At 45.5% G+C, this 15,996-nt stretch carries 12 protein-coding genes and 1 pseudogene; 10 read left to right on the top strand and 3 right to left on the bottom strand.

All coding sequences use genetic code 11. The features are described 5' to 3' along the window. Positions 1 to 152: 152 nt before the first annotated feature. The 9 genes and pseudogenes from QUA16_RS31210 to QUA16_RS37075 all read left to right on the top strand — a co-directional run. On the top strand, positions 153 to 248 hold the full coding sequence (locus tag QUA16_RS31210) for a photosystem II reaction center protein T (RefSeq protein ID WP_006635641.1): 96 nt from the start codon (positions 153 to 155) through the stop codon (positions 246 to 248). 194 nt (positions 249 to 442) lie between these two features. Then, the gene (nrdR, locus tag QUA16_RS31205) at positions 443 to 1,000 is read left to right on the top strand and encodes a transcriptional regulator NrdR (protein ID WP_333108154.1); all 558 of its coding nucleotides are present in this window, start codon (positions 443 to 445) and stop codon (positions 998 to 1,000) included. Between the two features lie 639 nt (positions 1,001 to 1,639). Continuing rightward, positions 1,640 to 2,755: a 30S ribosomal protein S1 gene (locus QUA16_RS31200; protein WP_333108153.1), complete on the top strand. Its 1,116-nt coding sequence runs from the start codon at positions 1,640 to 1,642 to the stop codon at positions 2,753 to 2,755. An 875-nt stretch (positions 2,756 to 3,630) separates the two neighbouring features. Beyond that, complete coding sequence (locus tag QUA16_RS31195; protein WP_333108152.1) at positions 3,631 to 5,040, top strand: adenylate/guanylate cyclase domain-containing protein; 1,410 nt, start codon at positions 3,631 to 3,633, stop codon at positions 5,038 to 5,040. 237 nt (positions 5,041 to 5,277) lie between these two features. Beyond that, a complete protein-coding gene (locus QUA16_RS31190; protein WP_333108151.1) occupies positions 5,278 to 9,492 on the top strand; it encodes a chemotaxis protein CheB in 4,215 nt (1,404 codons plus the stop codon). Between the two features lie 206 nt (positions 9,493 to 9,698). Next, positions 9,699 to 9,953, top strand: coding sequence for a DUF559 domain-containing protein (locus QUA16_RS31185; protein ID WP_333108150.1), 255 nt, complete (start codon positions 9,699 to 9,701; stop codon positions 9,951 to 9,953). A gap of 91 nt (positions 9,954 to 10,044) precedes the next feature. Continuing rightward, positions 10,045 to 10,230 (top strand): DUF559 domain-containing protein, encoded by a 186-nt coding sequence (locus tag QUA16_RS31180; RefSeq protein ID WP_333108149.1) that lies wholly within the window; start codon positions 10,045 to 10,047, stop codon positions 10,228 to 10,230. Positions 10,231 to 10,439: 209 nt separating this feature from the next. Then, a complete protein-coding gene (locus tag QUA16_RS31175) occupies positions 10,440 to 11,180 on the top strand; it encodes an HAD family hydrolase (RefSeq protein WP_333108148.1) in 741 nt (246 codons plus the stop codon). Between the two features lie 90 nt (positions 11,181 to 11,270). Beyond that, positions 11,271 to 11,427 (top strand): annotated as a pseudogene (locus QUA16_RS37075) (IS701 family transposase); the annotation flags it as partial. A 10-nt stretch (positions 11,428 to 11,437) separates the two neighbouring features. Here QUA16_RS37075 and QUA16_RS31165 read toward each other — a convergent pair. After that, complete coding sequence (locus QUA16_RS31165; protein WP_333108155.1) at positions 11,438 to 11,578, bottom strand: hypothetical protein; 141 nt, start codon at positions 11,576 to 11,578, stop codon at positions 11,438 to 11,440. Between the two features lie 859 nt (positions 11,579 to 12,437). Here QUA16_RS31165 and QUA16_RS31155 point away from each other — a divergent pair. Continuing rightward, positions 12,438 to 14,498: an elongation factor G gene (locus QUA16_RS31155; protein WP_333108147.1), complete on the top strand. Its 2,061-nt coding sequence runs from the start codon at positions 12,438 to 12,440 to the stop codon at positions 14,496 to 14,498. Between the two features lie 325 nt (positions 14,499 to 14,823). Here the strand turns inward: QUA16_RS31155 and QUA16_RS31150 are convergent, their stop codons facing one another. Together QUA16_RS31150 and QUA16_RS31145 are read right to left on the bottom strand one after the other, a co-directional pair. Continuing rightward, positions 14,824 to 15,075 (bottom strand): hypothetical protein, encoded by a 252-nt coding sequence (locus QUA16_RS31150; protein WP_333108146.1) that lies wholly within the window; start codon positions 15,073 to 15,075, stop codon positions 14,824 to 14,826. After that, positions 15,072 to 15,737, bottom strand: coding sequence for a hypothetical protein (locus QUA16_RS31145; RefSeq protein WP_333108145.1), 666 nt, complete (start codon positions 15,735 to 15,737; stop codon positions 15,072 to 15,074). The genes QUA16_RS31150 and QUA16_RS31145 overlap by 4 nt, the downstream gene beginning before the upstream one ends. Positions 15,738 to 15,996 lie beyond the last annotated feature (259 nt).

Here is a 15,996-nt window from a genome sequence, read left to right as displayed (position 1 = left end):
ATACTATATTAGCAAGTGGGGGTGGAACTACCTCACTATAAAAAGCCTTTGAAAAAAAGGAAAAAGAAGCCTGCGGTCTAACTGTACTCAGTTGACCGTCAGGTTTGTTCACGATAAAATAATACGGCAAGGGAAGATAGGGAAAATTTAACATGGAAAGTGTTGCTTACATTTTGATTCTGGCTTTAGCCATAGGCGTACTATTTTTTGCAATCGCATTTCGGGAACCTCCCCGGATTGGCAAATAATTAGCTATACGCCTGCGGTAAGTCCAAAATATCCTGAACCGGACTGCGGTTAGCCCGCATCATAGTGATCTAATTTGGTGCGGGACTCTTTCACCGCTGTGTGCTAAGTGATTTTTCTAGTCCAGCCATTCATCAGACCCCAAGCGGTTAGATGAATGGCAATTTGCTGGCAATGCCTGTTAAAATCAGCAATCATGCGCTGTTCCTCCTGCCAACACACAAATAGCCGCGTTCTAGAATCGCGTTCAGCCGAATCAGGTCAAAGCATCCGTCGGCGGCGTGAGTGTTTGAACTGCCAGCACCGCTTCACAACTTACGAACGCATAGAATTTGTGCCGATTACGGTGATCAAGCGGGACGGCAAGCGCGAATCTTTTGACAGGTCAAAATTAGTTCGGGGATTGATTCGGGCCTGCGAAAAAACCGGTTTGTCTTCCGGGCATCTCGAAACTCTCGCAGAAGAAATCGAGGCCCAACTCCAAGGTCGATCGCTCCGAGAAATCGCCAGTTCAGAAATAGGGGAACTGGTGCTGTTGCACCTGCGGCCGCTCAGCGAAGTCGCTTATGTCCGTTTTGCCTCCGTATATCGGCAATTTCGAGGCATCCGAGATTTTGTAGATACCCTAAATCACCTTCAGAATCCCCTCAACGAAGCTGAAGATACAGAAACTCGACCGAATTTTGACGCAGATTTGCCGGATTCGGAATCAGTCGATCGAGAAAGCCCAGCATCCTGCGCTAGTCCCAGCTAAGCTCGCTTAAATTAATTTATAGAAATATTCTGGGAGATTGAAAACCGTGTCGCGAGGAAGGCCCGGAGGAATAGCGACTCAAGGGACTCTCCTTCGAGCGAGTGTTCTTTTTTCTCAGTAAGAGTGCTGGGTGTGATATGATCGTCATCGGTCTAAAATAGAGTATAACTAGACAACGTAAAAACTTAACTGGATTAGTTGAGTGCGTAGTCACACCTAACGGTGTTGCAGTTTAGGAAAGCTCGCATTTGAACAAAACCTAACTAAAGATCGGTGCCTAATTAAATACGGTAGGGCATACCGAAATTTACGCTTCTGGAGAAACCGACCTCTACTTAGACGGGAGTAATCCTGTCGCCAGCAAGTCGGCTCGTTGAACGAAGAATCTCAGTTTATTTATACCTGAGAGTGTCAAAATAGTCTACTTGACTCGGAATGTTAAGATTCAACGTTTTAACACAGAGTATGGAGTAACAGTAATGGCAAGCGCTGGTGTGCAGTTGCACCTGGCAAAAGTTAGCAAAAACTGACTTTAGTAAAAGATTTTGAAAAAAGTTAATCGCTTTTTCACCAAAATCTCTAATATCTGCCGGCACAAACGAAAAACATGAAGGAGAGAAATCCTAGGAAACTATTCGCATGGTCAATCTCAAAACCACAGTCAAAGACATCGGCTTTACTCACGAAGATTTTGCAGCCCTACTTGATAAATATGACTATCACTTTAGCCCGGGCGATGTAGTAGCGGGTACAGTTTTTAGTATAGAACCGAGGGGCGCTCTGATTGATATCGGTGCTAAAACAGCAGCGTACATTCCCATTCAGGAAATGTCGATCAATCGAGTCGAAAGCCCTGAAGAGGTATTGCAATCTAACGAAACCAGAGAATTTTTCATTCTAACCGATGAAAATGAAGACGGACAATTAACCCTGTCCATCCGGCGCATCGAGTATATGCGGGCGTGGGAAAGAGTGCGACAACTGCAAGCAGAAGATGCCACAGTACGATCGCAAGTATTTGCCACGAACCGCGGCGGCGCACTCGTGAGAATAGAAGGCTTGCGAGGCTTTATTCCCGGTTCTCATATAAGTACCCGCAAACCGAAGGAAGAATTAGTCGCCGAAGAATTACCATTAAAATTCTTAGAGGTAGACGAAGACCGCAACCGCCTAGTCTTGAGTCATCGTCGCGCCTTAGTTGAGCGCAAGATGAACCGCCTCGAAGTCGGGGAAGTGGTCATCGGTACAGTACGCGGTATCAAGCCTTACGGTGCCTTTATCGACATCGGCGGCGTCAGCGGCTTGCTGCACATCTCGGAAATTTCGCACGATCACATCGATACGCCTCATAGCGTCTTCAATGTTAACGACGAAGTGAAAGTGATGATCATTGACTTGGATGCCGAGAGGGGCCGGATTTCTCTCTCCACTAAGCAGTTGGAACCGGAGCCTGGAGCGATGGTCAAAAATCGCGAATTGGTGTACGAAAAAGCTGAGGAAATGGCAGCTAAGTTCCGCGAGAAAATGCTGGCTCAAAAGCAAGCTAAAGCAGGCATAGACATTCCTGTAGACTCGATCGATCCTGATGATGACATCTCCGACGAACTCGAAGATGTACCCTCAGCAATGGAAGAGGATCTGCCGGAAGTAGCACCCGAAGCAGCACCCGAAGCAGCACCCGAAGCAGCACCCGAAGCAGCACCCGAAGCAGTATTAGATGTAGAGGAAGAAATCCCTCCTGCGACGGAAGAATAACATCGCACTTAGTGTGATTAAAAGAGGGAAAATTCCCTCTTTTTTTTTTAGTTAGTCATTAGTTATTAGTCAGTAGTTATTAGTTATTATAGCAATCCTAAATCATTTGTAAAAATATGTAGGGGTAGTGCTACCCCTACTCCCCGTGCCTACCCCAGTCAAGCGGGGCAACCACGGGGGGTTTGCCCCTACAAGAATTACACGAATCATTTAGGATTGCTATAGTTATTAGTTATTAGTCATTAGTCATTAGTTATTAGTCATTAGTCATTAGTTATTAAGCTGTGGAGCATTTAAACCAGTAACGAGGCTAGTAGGGTGCGTCAGCTATAACCCTTACGCTGAAACGGAAAACCTTAGATGCTGACGCACCTTACGCAAGCCCTTTAAATGCCGAACAGCTTAGTCATTAGTCATTAGTCATTAGTCATTAGTCATTAGTCATTAGTCAGTAGTCATTAGTCATTAGTCAGTAGTCATTAGTCAGTAGTCATTAGTCATTAGTCAGTAGTCATTAGTCATTAGTCAGTAGTCATTAGTCATTAGTCAGTAGTCATTAGTCATTAGTCATTAGTCGCTGCTGGGTGGTTGACAATTCCCAATTCCCCATTGCCAATTCCCCATTCTTAATGGCCGAGATTTAATATCTTTCTGTAGACAGATGCAGCGATCGCACTTTGAATAAAAAAAAGTGACAGCCCGCTCGATCTGCCTAAATAGGCATGGCCTTCCGGGTGCTAATTTGTTAAGATTTATAAAGGTTAGAGACAGGTGCAAGCTCATCAGAATTCTCACGGCAGAACCAACAAGACGAGCAAATTCTACAACAAAATTCTTATAAATTTCTTGCCCTGACGCTCAAAGGCAAGTGGATTATGAACATCGAACTATTAAAAGAAAAATTAGAACAGCTCAAAAAACGTCCCAATTGTAGCAAAGGAACGATCGACCAAATCGAAAACTGGTTAACCGGTTCCCACATTTTGCAGAGATTGAGAATTAATCCTTACTACGTAGCAGGCGATACAGTCAAGAATGTTAAAAAAATTACTTCCGAATTTCTGCACGGAGTGATAGCCGGCGCCTTCGACTTGCACTGGGATATTCACTGCCCCCACTGCAACATGATTACAGAAGAATTTAAGGATTTGGCAGACACATCAGAAATGTCTTTTTGCCCGATGTGCGATCGCGAGTTTAAAATTGATTTGCTCGATCGTGTCGAAGTTACTTTTTCCCTGAACAAAGAAATCGAAGACCCGCAACTGCGGCCCGTCTGCGCTCCCCCTCCCGTACTCCAGAGCAAACTGCAACTGGTAACGCCTTTATACTGCACCGAATCCGAGATAGTTAGCTTAGAAAAAGGTCGATATCGCTACTGCTGTCCCCTGACTTTAGCTAAAGGGATTTTAAAGGTTGAAGGCGAAGAAACAGAAGAGATACAAGAAATTAAACTGCAGCAGTTGGCCGGCCCAGATTTTGATAAAAAAGAGCTTGCCGTGCGTCCGGGAAAAGTCAAGATAGAATTAACTAATGCCGAACACAATTTGTCGGGACTCATTTTGCATTCCGATGAATTGCCCGATGAATTGACAGTAGAACAACTGCCCCTCCGGCTGTCAGGAATGCAACTGCTTCATCACCCGGATTATAAGCGTTTGTTCGGCAATCAAGTAATATCGGAAAGAGAGCGAGTCAAGATTCGGGCGATTACTATTATGTTTACTGATATTACTGGTTCTACCAGAATGTACGAAACACTGGGAGATACTAAAGCTTACAATATTGTGCGCGATCATTTTGAAATTTTCTTTGAGTCGATCGAGAAATTTGGCGGAAAAGTCATTAAAACCATCGGCGATGCTGTCATGGCTTCTTTTATCAGCAACGAACAAGCAATTATGGCGGTCGCTGGTGCTGTAGGCTGTTTGAGAGAGTATAACTCAACTCGCCAACCACAAGAGTGGATTCAAGTCAGAATTGGCATTCACCGAGGTACGGCTTTGCTAGTAAATCTTAATAATTCGATCGACTATTTTGGCTCTACAGTCAACAAAGCCGCCCGCATTCAAAATCTTTCTAAAAGTGACGAAGTTTCCTTTTCCGAAGATGTTTACAGCGACGCAGCATTTTTAACAGCATTAAAAGCTGCTGGAGTCTCCGAAATTCAAAAACGAGTAGAAGATTTAAAAGGAATACAAGGCGCACAAGTCGCTTATACTGCTAGAATTAATACTGAATCAGTAATCCCGCTGTCTGCTACACTTGTCGCTGAAAAAAGCTAACTACAAAAGCTGATATACTACTTGGTTATTGCCAGCCTCTTGTTGCGATCGCCCCAACAGCATACAGAATTGTTCGAGAGCGCTCAGATCATGGCTCCAACAGTGTAGGTCATCCTTAAGGGATCTTCATAATGCCGATAGCTTAAGTAAGCTTTGATACAAATAGTCCGAATTACTGAGCCAGACGCTTAGCAAATATGTTGGCTCCTAAATAACTGAAGTCGAGGACTTCACATTATGACTTCTCCTCAATTACCTCCAGAAAATACACCCGAATCGATCGCACCAGCCGCAGTCGATACCGAACAATTAACCGAAACCGATGCCCCGTTTCCCATTGTTGGGATTGCCGCCTCAGCAGGAGGTTTGGAAGCATTCACGCAGTTACTGAGCCATTTACCGAGCGATACGGGTATGGCGTTTGTGCTGATTCAGCATTTAGACCCCAATCACAAAAGTCTGCTTAGCGAGATTCTCGCGAGAACGACGCAAATGCCTGTTAATGAGGTAGAAGACGGCGTAGCTGTAGAACCCAATCAAGTCTATGTTATTCCGCCCAACACCAAGATGGTGCTATGTCAAGGCGTGCTGCAACTATCACCGCGCGAGAAGATTTATGGCAAATATATGCCGGGAGATGCGTTTTTTACCTCATTGGCGATCGATCGCGGGCACAAAGCGATCGCCGTAGTTTTATCCGGGGGAGACGGAGACGGTTCACTCGGGCTCAAGGCAATCAAAGCAGCCGGAGGCATGACTTTTGCTCAATGTCAAGACACAGCAAAATTCGATAGTATGCCGAATACCGCTGTTGCCACAGGAAATGTCGATTTCGTTCTGCCACCGGAAAAAATTGCCGAGGAACTGGCAAACTATAGTCACAATCCCCTTCTCACTGGCCCGCTTGCCATGACAAAAGTTGAGGAATCGCCCGAACACGGAGATGCCCTGGCCACTATTTTTGCGCTGCTGAAATCCACCACAGGCGTTGATTTTAGCCAGTACAAACCCAGGACGATCGCTCGACGCATCCAGCGACGGATGGTGTTGTACAAGCTGGAAAGCTTGAATGATTACGCCCAACATCTTCGATACAATTCGGCTGAAGTCACAGCCCTGTATGAAGAAATCCTGATCCACGTTACCAGTTTCTTCCGTGACGCCGAAGCCTTTGAAAAGTTAAAAGAACTGGTTTTCCCCACGATTACCCAAAATAAATCGGCCGAAACTCCGATTCGGATTTGGGTGGCGGGATGTTCGACAGGTGAAGAAGTTTATTCGATCGCGATTTGCTTGTTAGAGTTTTTGAGCGATCAAGTCATCCAGCCACCGATCCAGATTTTTGCCACGGACATTGGCGAACACGCTATCAACAAAGCGAGGTCTGGCGTCTACTCAGAAAACCAGATGGTAGATGTTTCACCAGAACGACGTACTCGTTTCTTTATTGCCGAAGCAAGAGGTAGCTATAGAATCAGCAAGGCAGTCCGCGAACTGTGTGTATTTGCCCGACAAGACTTAGGCAGCGACCCGCCTTTTTCCAATATCGATTTAGTTAGCTGTCGCAATGTGCTGATCTACTTGGGAGAGTCATTGCAAAAAAAAGTGATGCCGATTTTCCATTACAGTCTTAAGCCAACGGGCTTTCTCCTGTTAGGCACTTCTGAGAGTACCGGAGAATTTTCCTACTTGTTTACTTCAGTGGATAAAAAGTCTAAAATTTATGCCAAAAAGTTGACTGCTACTCGTCCCAATTTTTCGTTTACGCCGAGTTCATATCCCGTCGCTAAAGCACGTGAACGGGAGGAAGTGAAAAACAATTTTACGGATAGCTTGGATTTACAACAAGAAACTGACCAACTGATTTTAAATCGATATGCCCCAGCCAGTGTGGTTGTCAACGAGCAGATGAAAATCCTGCAAGTGCGGGGAGACATCGATCCTTACTTGAGAGTGGTAGCTGGAACGCCCGACTTAAACTTGCTGGCAATGGCAAGGGCAGGCTTGCTGGTTGAGCTTCGCACCGCGATTTATCAGGCACAAACGGAGAACGTAACCGTTAGGAAAGAAAGGGTATTGCTTGAATCGGGCGGACGATCGAGTATCGTCAATTTTGAGGTGATGCCGTTCCAGCCACCGGCCGTCGAAGGACGCTACTTTTTGGTGCTATTTGAAGAGGCTTCACCCACGGTGCTTAACCTCAGCATCCTCACTTCTGAAAGCTTAGATCAAGCGGATCTATATCCTGAAATTGAGCTGCTGAGGCAGCAACTTGCAGCCGCTAACCAAGAAAAAACTGCGGCTCAAGCCCAACTGCAAGCGGTGATCCAGGATCAGGAAAGTCTCAACCAAGACCTCAAAGTTGCGAACGAAGAAATCCTATCGAGCAACGAGGAGTTGCAAAGCACCAATGAGGAGTTAGAAACTGCCAAAGAAGAGATTCAAGCGACTAACGAGGAACTCACTACCACTAACGATGAACTTCGCAGCCGAAATATTGAACAAAGCCTGGTCAATAACGATCTGATAAATTTGCTTTCCAGTATTAATATCCCTATCTTAATGCTGACAAACGATTTACAGATTCGACGCTTTACGCCAACGGCACAGCAAATTTTTAGTGTGATTCCCACAGATGTTGGACGACCTTTTAGCGACATCCGCTCAACTCTGAACGTTCCTGACTTGGAACAGATGATTTTGGAGGTGATTGATACTCTGCAGACGAAAGAACAAGAAGTTCAAACTTTATCGGGATATTGGTACAACCTCCGCATTCGTCCTTACCGGACAACGGAAAACCAGATTGACGGTGTGGTGATGGTTTTGCTCGATATTGATGCTCTTAAACGCAGTGCCAGAACCTTGGAGGAGGCCCGAAATTATGCTGAAACCATTGTGGAAACTGTGCAAACGCCTTTAGTCGTCCTAGATGCTGATTTCCGAGTGAATAAAGCAAATCGATCCTTCTATGAAATGTTTCAGGTTTCACCGTCAGAAACAGCAAAATCTTCGCTGTTTGAGCTAGGCAACGGGCAGTGGAATATCCCCCAAGTGCGATGGATTCTGGAAGATATTCTGGTTAGTGATGTTCAGCTTGAAAACTTTGAGTTGGATCACCTGTTTGATAATATCGGGCCCAAAACCATGCTGCTGAATGCTTGTAAACTTGAACGAGAAGATCAAGCTTTAATGATTCTGTTGTCGATCGAGGATATCACGCAGCGCAAGCAGTTGGAGACAGTACGATCGCAGTTATTACTGCAGGAACAGTTTGCCCGCCACCAGGCAGAAACAGCCAACCGTAGTAAAGATGAATTTCTAGCGAATCTCTCCCACGAATTACGCAATCCCCTGACTCCGATTCTGGGCTGGGCACAAATTCTGCGTTCGGGGATACTGAAGGAACCAGCCGTTACTAAGGCTTTAGAGGTGATCGAGCGCAGCGCGAGAGCGCAATCTCAGTTAATCGAAGATATCCTGGATATTTCCCGGATTACCAGTGGCAAGCTTCAACTGTGCATTTGTCCGATCGATCTGCGGTTAGTGGTGCAAGCTGCGCTGGAGGGGGTTGAATTATCAGCCGAAGCAAAAAACATTCAAATTGTTTCGCAGTTGATTTCTACGACTGTTTTAGGGGATATCAATCGCTTGCAGCAAGTTGTGTGGAATCTTCTGTCTAATGCGATTAAGTTTACTCCGGCGGGGGGACGAGTGGAAATCCTGCTATCGACGATCGAGAATCATGCTCAACTTCGAGTCAGCGATACGGGAAAAGGCATTGGGGCACAATTTTTGCCGTATATTTTCGATCGTTTCCATCAAGGCGATGCCAGCAGCGTTAAGGCAAATCAAGGGCTGGGATTGGGTTTATCGATCGTGCGTCACCTGGTTGAATTGCACGGGGGAACGGTGGAAGCCGAAAGTCCGGGTGAGGAACAAGGAACTACAATGACTGTGAGATTGCCGTTGCGATCGCTGCCTGCTGAGTTGACATCGGCGATCGATTTAAAGTCAACTGCTTTGGCAACGTCTTTAAACGCCTCTAGCGATCGCGTCCCCTCTCTCGAAGGTTTGCACATCTTAGCCGTAGACGATCAGATCGATACGCGCGACTTCTTACAATTTGTGCTTGAAGGCTACGGGGCGGAGGTTTTAGCAGTTGCATCTGCCAGAAGTGCGATCGCTGCTTTGACTGAAAATCCGGGCAGATACGACGTGCTAATCTCCGATATCGGAATGCCAGAGGAAGATGGGTATTTCTTAATTAGAGAAGTGCGAGCTCTTGCTGCGGAAGCCGGAGGAGAAATCCCCGCCGCGGCGCTGACTGCCTATGCGGGCGATAAAGAACGCGAAAGGGCGATCGAAGCCGGTTTTCAAAGGCATATGGTTAAGCCCATCCAGCCGGTTGTACTAGGATTAATGGTGGCTAATTTAGTAGGACGATTTTAAATATTGTGGAGTGTTGATTTATGATGTTTGAGATTAGATTAGGCAGTTAAACTCTTGTCCCCCGGAGATCCCCCTAAATCCCCCTTCTTAAGGGGAGTAGGGGTTGACTTTGAGAAGAATCTTGTCCCCCCCTTTGTAGGGGCGGTGCGACCCCTACTCCCCGTGCCCGCCCTAGGCGCCGGGGGGATCGATCCGAGATTAGGAGGATGATGATCAAATTAAACGACTCGAATTTCCACCTACCTTACAACCCAAAACTCATCCCTATCGCCAAGGAACTTCGGAAAAATCCTACTCCAGCCGAAAAGAAACTTTGGGAAGATTTTCTGAGAAATTTCCCTTTTAGAGTTTTGAGACAGCGGCCGATCGACAATTTTATTGTAGATTTTTATTGTGCTGCTTTAAGATTGGTAATTGAGGTTGATGGCGAGAGTCAATCGATTTTAGATTTTAGATTTTAGATTTTAGATTTTAGATTTTAGAGGCGACCCCACAGATAAATGCGGGGGCTCGAGGATTTTCGATTTGGGATTGATTCCACGGATAAATCACGTGGCGGGTACCATCAAGAAATTCGCTTGTCATTTTACTGAACCGGGGAAACAATATGATGCGGAAAGAACAGGGATTTTCGAGGGGTATGGACTGCAAGTTGTCAGGTTTACGAATGTTGATGTGTTGCAGTGTTTCGAGGGAGTTTGTCAGGAGTTGTTGGGTGCGTGCGATCGTCATTCTTAGGGCTAGATCCCCTCTAACCCCTTTTAATAAGGAGGGGACAAGAGTGCGATCGGGCATCTCGTAATAGTTAAGGCCAGATCCCCCCTAGCCCCCCTTAATAAGGGGAGTAGGGGGTGGGACAAGAGAGTTATGTTGGCTAAAAATAATTGCCAAAAATACCACAATATGAGACTATACAAAAAAATATAAATATTACGGAGTTCAGATTCTTGGTAACTATTAAATGTCGGGGCATTACCTTCTCGAATATCCAAGCCGTAATCTTTGACAAAGACGGCACTCTAGAGGATTCTCAAGAATTTTTGAGACTGTTGGGGATGAAGCGCGCCCGCCTCGCAGACGCTCAAATTCCGGGGGTTGGAGAGCCTTTACAAATGGCTTTCGGCATCGAAGGTGGCAGCATCGACCCCACAGGCTTGCTAGCAGTCGGTAGTCGCAGGGAAAATGAGATTGTTGCAGCGGGATACATCGCCGAAACCGGCAGGGGATGGCTGGAATCTTTAACGATTGCGCGCCGCGCTTTTGACGAAGCTGACGAAATGTTTAAAAATAGTTCTGTTTCTCCTTTATTCGTCGGCAGTTTGGAAGTGCTGAAATATCTTTCGGAAGCGGGTTTAAAACTGGGAATTCTTTCGGCGGCTACGACGGAGGTTGTGCAGAAGTTTGTGAAACACCACGCATTAGCTGACTACATTCAGTTAGAAATGGGAGTTGATTCAACGGTTCATAAACCCGATCCGAAATTGTTTTTGCAAGCTTGTGAGAAACTCGGAGTAAATCCCGCAGCAACTTTGATGGTGGGAGATTCAGCGGGCGATATTCAGATGGGTAAAAATGCGGGCGCGGCTGGCTGTATCGGGATTTGTTGGGGAAAGGCCGAGGTTAGTCATTTGGAAAATGCTGATGTGGCGATCGCATCTTTGGATGAAATTACAATTTTAGCAGATTGAGCAAACATCAGAGCTAGGACTTACGCATTGACAAAATAACCAAACAGTGGATTGATAAATAATTGTGGCCTCCTTTCTAAGGAGGCCACAATGAGAAAAATAACTAAACCCTCTACGGCACAATGCAACGCCGACATTTACACCTCCTGCATTGTTGTCAGAACCCAAACTGGGAGGATGTAGCAGATTATCAGAGATATTGGGAGATGTTTCTCACGATTCTATCAATCGGTTTTTGTTAAAGAAGAGGGAGCATCTCATATTTGTAAAAATACTTCTTCTGGCTCCTTCCTTCTTCTGGCTCCTTCCTTCTTCTTCTTTCCTTCTGCCTCTTTCCTTCTGCCTCCTGCCTCAAAACTCCAATTTCTAGCTGGGCTGCAAAGGTGAGATGCTCCCAAAGAAGAGGCCTCTAGACACTACATTTTGTATTTGCCAGATGAGTCAAAGATTCAGGAGATAACAAGAGATGAATTTCTCACAATTCATGATACTCATTGGGAAATTGAAACATTTCATAGAGCCATCAAACAAGTATGTGGAATTTGTCGTTTCATGGTGAGAGACACCTCTGCAATCAAGACTCATATATTTTGTTCACTTCAAGCATTTGTAAAATTGGAGTTTATGCGGTCTGAAAAAATAATTAGTAACTGGTAAGCTGTTGTGCATTTAAATTGTATATTTCGAGTCCCGATCAACAATCGTCAAATCCTCTCCCCCTCTCCTCTTCTCCCCCTCTCCCTCTCTAATACCATAGGCAATCTAGATGCAACACAGCTTATGAAGTCCAAAGGAATCTATTCACTTCAGTTATACGTGAGCATATTTTGGCAAACCGATTCAGTGATGGCATTGTCTAGAATACATAGATGATGTTTTTTGTCAATGCGTAAGTCATATAAATATGTGAGTAAGGCATAGCTTCTTAAGGGGGATTTAGGGGGATCGAGACTCAACTACAAGCGACATTTATTATGAGTTTCAGTCTTAAACTGTTACCAATGGGAAGAGCCTGGGAACCAGAGTCTTATTCGTGTTCATCTGCGTTCATCTGCGGTTAAAAATTCCAAATATTAAGAAAAACTACAATTTGTGTTTTGGTCACTCAAAATACGCTACCGTCAAAAGTATAGAATCATACCAAAATCTGAAATTGCTCGAAACTGCAATAAAAATTAACCTAGAAAAAGTCTAGAAAATGATAGAGAACTGATTGCACCAAGAGCAATGGAAAACAAGTTTTCTGTTGGAGGGAATATGAACGAAAAAGTCCTTGGGGCCACGCGGAACGTTGCAATTGTTGGCCCTTATTTAAGCGGAAAAACCGCACTGCTCGAAAGTTTGCTGTCGGTGACAGGGACAATTACCCGCAAAGGCAATGTCAAAGATGGCAACACAATAGGTGATAGTTCGCCGGAAGCACGCGATCGCCAAATGAGCGTAGAAGTAAACGCCGCCACCGCTGAATATGAAGGCGTCCGCTTCACATTTCTCGACTGTCCGGGTTCGGTAGAATTTGCCCAAGAAACTTACAATGCACTCATCGGTGTGGATGCGGCGATAATAGTTTGCGAACCCGTTGCCGATCGCACTTTAACCCTCGCACCCCTGTTTAAATTCCTCGACGATTGGGAAATTCCCCACTTAGTTTTCATCAACAAGATCGATCGAGCTTACACAGACGAAACTACTTGTGGCAGCAACTTCACCGAGGTGATCGACGCGCTCAAATCCGTTTCCAGTAGACCGATCGTACCTCACCAATATCCGATCGGCAAAAACCAACAAATCATTGGTTTTATCGACTTAGTAACCGAACAAGCTTACCACTACCATCCAGGCGCCGCCGCAGATCCCGTCCCGCTTCCAGAACACCTCAAAGCAGAAGAAAGCGCAGCGCGGCAGCAAATGCTCGAAGAATTGGCGAATTTTGACGACCATTTACTCGAAGAATTGCTCGAAGAAATCAATCCCGACGCCGAAGAAATTACCCGCGATTTAAAGATGGAATTAGGCGCAGATTTAATTGTGCCAGTATTCATCGGCATCGCCGAACAAGATTTCGGCGTGCGGCCTCTGCTGGAAGCTTTGCTGAGGGAAGCGCCGACACCGGAAACTACAGCCGATCGCCGTGGCATTATACAAAGTGAAAACAAAGTTCTAGCTCAAATCCTCAAAACCTATTACACACCGCAAGGAGGCAAACTATCGTTAGTGAGAATGTGGCGGGGGACGCTAGCAGACGGAGCAAATTTGAACGGCGTTCGAGTTAACGGTTTGTACCGCTTGACCGGCCAGCAAACGCAAAGTTTGCAGTCTGTCAGCGCGGGGGAAATTGTGGCGGTGGGAAGGCTAGAAGGCTTGAAAACAGGCGATACGCTGGGTTCTGAGGAATTATTGCCAAAAGCAGAAATTATCTCCCCTGTCTACGCACGGGCGATCGTCCCAGAAAAGCGCAACGATGAAGTTAAACTGAGCTCTGCTTTAGCTAAATTGCTAGAAGAAGACCCATCTTTAGTCTGGGAACAGCACGGCGACACTCACGAAATTATACTTTGGGGTCAAGGCGAAATCCACCTGAAAGTAGCCTTAGACAGGTTGCGCCGCAAGTATAACTTGCCGATGACAACTCACTTACCGCAAGTGCCGTACAAAGAAACCATCCGCAAACCTGCATCTTCCATCCACGGGCGCTACAAACACCAAAGCGGCGGACACGGACAATTCGGCGACGTGTACCTGGATATTACACCGCAGCCTCGCGGAGAAGGTTTCACCTTTACCGACAAAATAGTCGGCGGCGTCGTCCCAAAACAGTACATTCCCGGCGTGGAAGTGGGAGTGCGTGAGTATTTGGATCGCGGCCCGCTGGGTTTCCCGGTGGTAGACGTAGCGGTGACGCTGACGAACGGTTCCTATCATACCGTTGACAGTTCCGAACAAGCTTTCAAGCAAGCGGCGCGTTTGGCGATGCAGGAGGGAATGGCGAAGTGCGAACCGGCATTACTGGAGCCGATCGCCAAAGTTGAAATTTGCGCTCCGAACGAGTGTACATCAAAGGTGTTGCAGTTGGTCAGCGGACACCGCGGCCAAATTCTCGGCTACGAAGGTAAAAAAGACTGGAAGGGATGGGATGCAGTTTCTGCTTATTTGCCGATCGCAGAAATGCAGAATTTGATCGTAGAATTGCGATCGCAGACAATGGGAGTAGGATTTTTTAATTGGGAGTTCGATCGATTGCAAGAAGTGCCGGAACCTTTAGCTAAGCGGGTTTTGCTAACAACTGGCGGCAATGGAAACGGCAACGGTAAAAGTTAAGCCGTAGGGGCGGGTTCACCAACCATTTCTGGAATCATTCAAAGGATAAATAAACCCGCCCCCACCCCACGGTAAATCTGAATGTACATGGCGATTGTTTGTTGGGTGGGGGCGGGTTTTCGAGATTGTTTGTTTCAGGCTATTATGGTTGGTGGAACCCGCCCCTACCGATTTTAATTATGATTCAGCTTATTCAGTCAACTCATTTAACCCCGAAATAATATTCTCGCCTAGCATTAACGCAGTTCTCGCTTCTTTTTGTAAGTTAAACATAGTATCTTCATAATCAGCTTTATTCCTCATTTTTCTCAAGCGAGTTAAATCTTTACCTATCTATCATTGGCTGGGATTTTGATTGATTGTGAATAAATTCTTCAGCTACATATTGATGGTCATTGATATCATAAGTTTTATTGCGCGAGAGTCTGGGATCTTGTTGAATGTCGCGCAAGTAATTCCGTGCTAGGCAAAACACAGAATAGTAAGCTCTACTTACAGCAGAACGCAATTTTGCTTCTTCAGTGGTTTCAGCTAGCTCTTTTGCTAAATTAAAGTATTCCTCCCAATCGAATTTCATTCCCACCCCAAGTCAATGTTTAGTATATTGTTAGGAATGACAAGACTGGCGTCTAGCCACCAAGTGCGATCGAGATTTTTTAATTTTGCAAAAGCTTCATCGACTTCGAGTTTGGTGTAAATGGTAATCCACAGCGATCGCCAGTTGGCAGTTTCTGGATCGGTTTTCACTTCCAAGCCTAATCTTTCCGTAGGAAATAGCGCTCGAATGCGATCGTAACCTTCCAGAATCAAAGGTGCGATCGCTTCTTGTTCCATGATGATTTGAAAACTTTCTATAGGGTTTTCAACCGCGTACAGGCTTTTGATTTTATTAAAAGATGCAATTAAATTGTCAAAGGCTTTAGCTATTTCAGAGGGATTTTCCATTTCTTCAGGCGGCTGAGGAAAGGAAGGGCTTAAATTTGCAGCATCCGTGCTGTAAATGCTGTCACTTGTCGGCTGGTATCGTTTGTCTTTTGATTTTGCTTCGTACTGCTCTTTTAAGTCTAGGCGTTCTTTTGTGTAAATTTCGTTCAGAGTGTTGTTTTGTTCTGCTAATTTTTCTAAAGCCAATATCTGACGACTTATATTCTCTTCCAACTCGCCAAGCTGGACAGATGAATCTAGTTTAGCTAAAGCAGCGCCAAGGGCTTGCAGACTAATAATATCTCTTGCTTTCATAAGAGTCGATGGTTTGGAAGTTAGGGATTAACTTTACCAGTAATCGTGAAACCTGTCTGGAGATTGTAGCAGATTTGGCGGTTGAATGTGCATTGGGTTCGTAGGGGCGGGTTCACCAACAATATATAACGATGACCAACAATCTATATAAACCCGCCCCCACCCCACGGTAAATCTGAATGTATATAGGACTTACGCATTGACAAAAAATATCATCTATGTATTCTAGACAATGCCATGACTGAATCGGTTTGCCAAA

Origin of the sequence: Microcoleus sp. S13_C3 (genome assembly GCF_036700905.1) — a bacterium.
GTDB lineage: Bacteria > Cyanobacteriota > Cyanobacteriia > Cyanobacteriales > Microcoleaceae > Microcoleus.
Note: the sequence above shows the minus strand (reverse complement) of the source record. Positions and strands in the feature narration are given on the sequence as shown.

Excerpts from the sequence above, each read along its gene's own strand:
- QUA16_RS31190 (WP_333108151.1), top strand. The coding sequence starts at position 5,278 with ATGACTTCTCCTCAATTACCTCCAGAAAATACACCCGAATCGATCGCA.
- QUA16_RS31155 (WP_333108147.1), top strand. The coding sequence starts at position 12,438 with ATGAACGAAAAAGTCCTTGGGGCCACGCGGAACGTTGCAATTGTTGGC.
- QUA16_RS31210 (WP_006635641.1), top strand. The coding sequence starts at position 153 with ATGGAAAGTGTTGCTTACATTTTGATTCTGGCTTTAGCCATAGGCGTA.
- QUA16_RS31150 (WP_333108146.1), bottom strand. The coding sequence starts at position 15,075 with ATGAAATTCGATTGGGAGGAATACTTTAATTTAGCAAAAGAGCTAGCT.
- QUA16_RS31200 (WP_333108153.1), top strand. The coding sequence starts at position 1,640 with ATGGTCAATCTCAAAACCACAGTCAAAGACATCGGCTTTACTCACGAA.
- QUA16_RS31145 (WP_333108145.1), bottom strand. The coding sequence starts at position 15,737 with ATGAAAGCAAGAGATATTATTAGTCTGCAAGCCCTTGGCGCTGCTTTA.
- QUA16_RS31195 (WP_333108152.1), top strand. The coding sequence starts at position 3,631 with ATGAACATCGAACTATTAAAAGAAAAATTAGAACAGCTCAAAAAACGT.
- QUA16_RS31185 (WP_333108150.1), top strand. The coding sequence starts at position 9,699 with ATGATGATCAAATTAAACGACTCGAATTTCCACCTACCTTACAACCCA.
- nrdR (WP_333108154.1), top strand. The coding sequence starts at position 443 with ATGCGCTGTTCCTCCTGCCAACACACAAATAGCCGCGTTCTAGAATCG.